Below are 4,437 nucleotides of genomic sequence, written 5' to 3' on the forward strand. Positions count from 1 at the left end.
ATTGGCGAAAAGAGTCACATTTTCTTTGATTGGGCGAGTTTGTTTGCTAACCCATTCCTTGATTTCTTTTGTGACAATATGGATATTTTCGTTTTCCAAACCAGCTAGTTTGCGATCTAAATCTTGGATGGTTTTAGCGGGAAACAGGGTAGGGGTAGATTTGAATACTTGCAGTAAAGCGGGAATAGTTTGATCCATTTTCGTCGGTTAATTTGATATAAAGCGCGATCGGTTTTATTGCCCAATGGCACAGAAAGCAGCCCAGTAAACGGGATGGGCGAAAGGTGCTTCATCCAAGTTGAACACTTTCAGTTTAGCTTGGATTTCCTCTATCCAATTGTTACCTAAATTGAGGCGATTAGTCCACTGTAAAAATTCTTTCTTGCTGACATCGCGCAGCCAGATTTGGGCTTGGTTGAGGGCGATCGGTACGGAGATCTGTTTTTGCAAATTTTCATACAACTTAATCATTAAAAATACGGTTGACAAATCGGTTACACTCCACAGGCTACTGACGAAGCTGGCTAAGCAGATATACTCATCAGAGAATGCGATCGCACTTGTCATCCCCTCCCTAAGTTGGGCCATCTCTAGCTCTATCCCTGACTCAAAATATCCAGAAACTCTTGGACAACGCGATCGGGTTCTTGGCTACACCTGTTAAAGTCGAAATATTGGATGATGCGGATACCGTGAATTTCAAAAAGGCGATCGCGTTCTTCAGCTTTTGGTTGATCGGGATGTGATAATTCCAGAATACCCCATTTGCCTTGATGGAAAATTAGGAAGTTGGGTTCTTGATTTTGTCTGCCTTCTGGTGTGGTGAGGCGTGCTTTGGGGTTGGGGAAAAAGAGAATGTTGGCCCGATCGAGTGCTTCGGCTATTTTTATTTGTTCTTCATAGTAAAAATGTAAATCATTCCAGCAATAGATTTTTTCTTCTAGGTTAGAGTCAGTTTTCCGCCGATCTTCTTCAGATAGGATGATTTCTTCTGAAGAGTCTGTGCTACGATCGGATAATAATGCTTGTTCTAAATCTTCCTGAGATGAATTCGCTTCACTAAAGTAGTTTGTAAATAATAGTCTTGTTCCACTTAAACTTGCTAAATTTAATGTTGCTCCCGTCAGATTAGCACCATTGAGGTTTACTTCTATTTCCTGAGTTCGATGCAAAGTTATTTGATTTCGTCGCAAGTATCGTTTAAAAACAGACTGTAAATTATTCTTTTTTACTTTTTCCTGAAAAGCGTCTGAGAGTTGTTTCCAAAGTTTAGCAGCCACGTATTTTATATATTCATCATCATACTTGGAGAGTTTAGCAATTTCCTCATAAGAGCATCTGCCTGACCAACATTGTTTAAAGATGAGTTCTTGCACGTCGTTTAAGCCTTCGCCATCGAGGACAGTTTCTGCGATCGCGAGAGCTTCATCAACGGTCATGGGTTAACTTTCCTTAAAGTACCTGGTAAAGTTTTAAACAGATAACGCTAAATCCCCGGCTTCTTGAAGAAGTCGGGGATTTGCCTAGCGTTCATTCAACCAATTAGCTAAGTCTCCTGGTTCGGAAAAATCCAGAAGTGCCTCTCCTAAATTTTCTAATTCTTCTACGGATAAGGTCTGAATTTGTGTTTGCATTTCAGGTGCGATCGTACCAAGTCGTCGAGTCAATTGGCGAGTGACAAAAGACAGTGCCTCGCGTTGTCTTCCTTCAAGCAGACCATCTTCGCGAATTTCTTGATAAATGACAGACTCCCGCATAGTTTCCTTCCTAAATAGTTGTCTGATTAAGTTTTTTTCAAACCTCAAACCTGCGAGGACTTGCGAACAAGCGAGTAGATCGGCTTGTCGATCGGGTTCTTCAATTGTAGCAATCCGATTAGCCACTTGCTCTAGCAAAGTGCGCGGCGAGTTAGTTTGAGCTAATGTCGCCAATGGCAGCAAACCGGGGACAGATAGCAGTAAAGCGGGGTCTTGTTCCCACAGGCGAATAACTCTATAGCGATGTAGGGTATTTTCGTCTGTATAATCGGATACAAAAACTTGTTCTGAGGCTGTTTGCTGTAAAAAGATTACTACTTGATGGATGGAACAGGAGTATTGACGCTTGAGCCTAACGTAGTAGTCAAGCATTCTGAACGAAATGGGAGGGTCGGAGTAGGGTAGGGTTTCAAATTCCAGATGTAGAATTTCGTTATCGGCTTGTAGGAAAGCCAGAGAATCAGCGCGGATGGGTTCTTGAATGAGTTCAGTTTTGAGAACCTGAATCCTGGTGGGCCGATCGAGTGATAGCAGCCATTGGACGAAGGCGGCTGGGAATTTTTCGGCCAGATATTTGCAAGTGTTGTCGTAGGCCAAGAAAGTTTGGTTGAGAAATAGGTGTAAATAGTTTCCTAGACGATCGTAACTCGTAGGTATATTGTTCTCACCGGATATTTTAGCAAAATTTGGCAAAAGTTACTACTTTTTATCACAGTCAAGCTCAAGTGGAGTTGTTAGATTAGGCTTTCATACAAATCGGTTTTATTTGCCTAAGCCCTGCTTTATTTATCAATTGTCGTTGGGGCTGGCGAAGCATTACTACATCTGAATTATCGCTACCCATTATAAATTTTGGCAGCAATACTTCGTCCCTAAATCAAATCGCTGAATCGCCTATCCCAAAATTTCATCAACTGTAAAACTAACATCGGGAAAAGCTTCTATAAAAATAGATTGCCCGCGCTGAAATATCTGCACGCTTTGATAACCGTTCGCTGAAGGTTGTCGATAAACTTCGATACATTCTGCGGGAATATTGACTAACCAAACTTCGACAATACCGCTAGCTGCGTAAAGGGGAATTTTTACTTCGCGATCGGATTCAACTGTGGTATCTGCCACTTCTATAATTAATAAGATATCTTGTGTTTGTGGATGTCCGGATTCGTAAAAATCTGCGCGTCTTCGCAGTAATGCTAAATCCGGTTGTGGTTCGGAGTTATCATTTAATTCGACTGGGTTCTGTCCGCGAACGTTTACCAAAGACCCCAGGCGCAAAATAAATAACTCAATTAGTCGATCGACACAAGCAGCATGGAATCTTCCAATCGGTGACATTTGAATAATTTCTCCTTTGATAAGTTCTACGCGATCGTCTTCTTTGAGAATACCAGCATTAACCATGAGGTGATATTCTTTGACGGTAAATAGTCGTTTTAGTAATTGCTGTGGCATAACTAAACCTCTGTTTTTATCCTATTATATAGCCTATATGTTTTTTACTTAATTAAAATTGATAGTTATTCTTAGGTACGTTGTTGCGATGCCGCGCTATAGGGCTGAAGCCCAACAACGTACAAATTGAGGGCTGAAGCGCAACAACGTAAATGCCAAAAAATTAACACCAGAGCTAGCAAAAAAGTTATACAATGATAATTAATTAATATTTCTCTTCAAAATCATGGTAGTTTACTTAGCTAACCTGAGTAGCGGTCAACAAGTTTACGTCGAAAATCACGGTACGCAAACAGCAATTACCCTCATTAGCAGCAGTTCGGGACAGCAGCAAAGCCAAAGCACTAGCTTTTCAACGGGCACTTGGACGAAGCCGCCAGTTTTATTCCGCAACCCCGCCGGTTTTATCCTGCAAATTGAGGCGACGGAAGGTTCTCGTTTTGTGCGTTTGCAAGTGAATGGAATCAGTACCCTCAATGAAATTCCCTCTCTCAATAATGCGGAAGTTGTACCGCTTCAGCAGGTAGAAAAAAGTCCTCAGCAGTCGATGTCGCCAATGCAACCGATGAAGCCTATGGAACCGATGAAACCTATGGAACCGATGCGAATGGGTGACATGGAAATGCGAATGTCACCCAATATGGAAATGCGAATGGGAAATATGCAGTTGCGGATGGGTTCTATAGGGGAAGAAAAATCCTCAACTGGGCGTTTTTGTTCGCAATGCGGTAAGCAGGTGAGTGAAAGCGATCGCTTTTGCACCCATTGCGGTCATCGCCTCACGCCTGCTTGATACAATCGGGACTATCAGTTCTGGCGTTATTCACTTTTGTGCTAACCGGATATACGGTCATATCCTCTGACTGATAAGGTTGCAAAAGCGATTCTAGTGTTTCGCGTTTTTGCACTTGCGGATCTAGCCATGTTTCGTAGTCTTTGGGGTCGAGGATGACAGGCATTCGATCGTGTATCGGGCGCATGAGGTCATTTGCCTCTGTCGTCAGGATCGTACAAGATGCGATCGCATCACCTTCCCCTTTTTCCCAGCGTTCCCACAATCCAGCGAACGCAAAAGGTTTGCCATCTTCCCAGCGGAAATAAAAGGGTTGCTTTTTTCCGTCTTGTTGTTGCCATTCATAAAAACCATCTGCCAAAACCAGACAGCGCCGATGCTTAAAAGCCGAACGAAAAGCTGGCTTCTCGGCCACAGTTTCTGCCCGCGCAT

7 protein-coding genes are annotated in these 4,437 nt (G+C 42.7%); 1 reads left to right on the plus strand and 6 read right to left on the minus strand.

What is annotated here, in order from left to right; genetic code table 11:
* The 5 genes from H6S82_RS20185 to H6S82_RS20205 all read right to left on the minus strand — a co-directional run.
* Positions 1-198: hypothetical protein (locus H6S82_RS20185; protein ID WP_191056617.1), on the minus strand; the 198-nt coding region annotated here is incomplete at its 3' end.
* A gap of 36 nt (positions 199-234) precedes the next feature.
* Positions 235-588: a CHAT domain-containing protein gene (locus tag H6S82_RS20190; RefSeq protein ID WP_190465565.1), complete on the minus strand. Its 354-nt coding sequence runs from the start codon at positions 586-588 to the stop codon at positions 235-237.
* Between the two features lie 8 nt (positions 589-596).
* Positions 597-1,439, minus strand: coding sequence for a pentapeptide repeat-containing protein (locus H6S82_RS20195; RefSeq protein ID WP_190465564.1), 843 nt, complete (start codon positions 1,437-1,439; stop codon positions 597-599).
* 84 nt (positions 1,440-1,523) lie between these two features.
* Complete coding sequence (locus H6S82_RS20200) at positions 1,524-2,354, minus strand: DUF4351 domain-containing protein (RefSeq protein ID WP_190465643.1); 831 nt, start codon at positions 2,352-2,354, stop codon at positions 1,524-1,526.
* A 297-nt stretch (positions 2,355-2,651) separates the two neighbouring features.
* Positions 2,652-3,212, minus strand: a complete 561-nt coding sequence (locus H6S82_RS20205) for a Uma2 family endonuclease (protein ID WP_190465562.1) — start codon at positions 3,210-3,212, stop codon at positions 2,652-2,654.
* A 226-nt stretch (positions 3,213-3,438) separates the two neighbouring features.
* On the opposite strand from H6S82_RS20205, the gene H6S82_RS20210 reads away from it, so the two are divergent.
* The gene (locus H6S82_RS20210) at positions 3,439-4,005 is read left to right on the plus strand and encodes a zinc ribbon domain-containing protein (RefSeq protein WP_190465558.1); all 567 of its coding nucleotides are present in this window, start codon (positions 3,439-3,441) and stop codon (positions 4,003-4,005) included.
* Here the strand turns inward: H6S82_RS20210 and H6S82_RS20215 are convergent.
* Positions 3,992-4,437, minus strand: a 446-nt coding sequence (locus tag H6S82_RS20215; protein WP_191056618.1) for an SOS response-associated peptidase, incomplete at its 5' end; no start/stop codon positions are given. The two genes, H6S82_RS20210 and H6S82_RS20215, sit on opposite strands and share 14 nt — an antisense overlap.

The sequence above is a fragment of the Planktothrix sp. FACHB-1355 genome (assembly GCF_014748295.1).
GTDB lineage: Bacteria > Cyanobacteriota > Cyanobacteriia > Cyanobacteriales > Aerosakkonemataceae > Aerosakkonema > Aerosakkonema funiforme_A.

What these genes read in the sequence shown, in the direction of transcription:
- H6S82_RS20190 (WP_190465565.1), bottom strand. Translation starts at nt 588, where the DNA reads ATGGCCCAACTTAGGGAGGGGATGACAAGTGCGATCGCATTCTCTGAT.
- H6S82_RS20195 (WP_190465564.1), bottom strand. Translation starts at nt 1,439, where the DNA reads ATGACCGTTGATGAAGCTCTCGCGATCGCAGAAACTGTCCTCGATGGC.
- H6S82_RS20205 (WP_190465562.1), bottom strand. Translation starts at nt 3,212, where the DNA reads ATGCCACAGCAATTACTAAAACGACTATTTACCGTCAAAGAATATCAC.
- H6S82_RS20210 (WP_190465558.1), top strand. Translation starts at nt 3,439, where the DNA reads ATGGTAGTTTACTTAGCTAACCTGAGTAGCGGTCAACAAGTTTACGTC.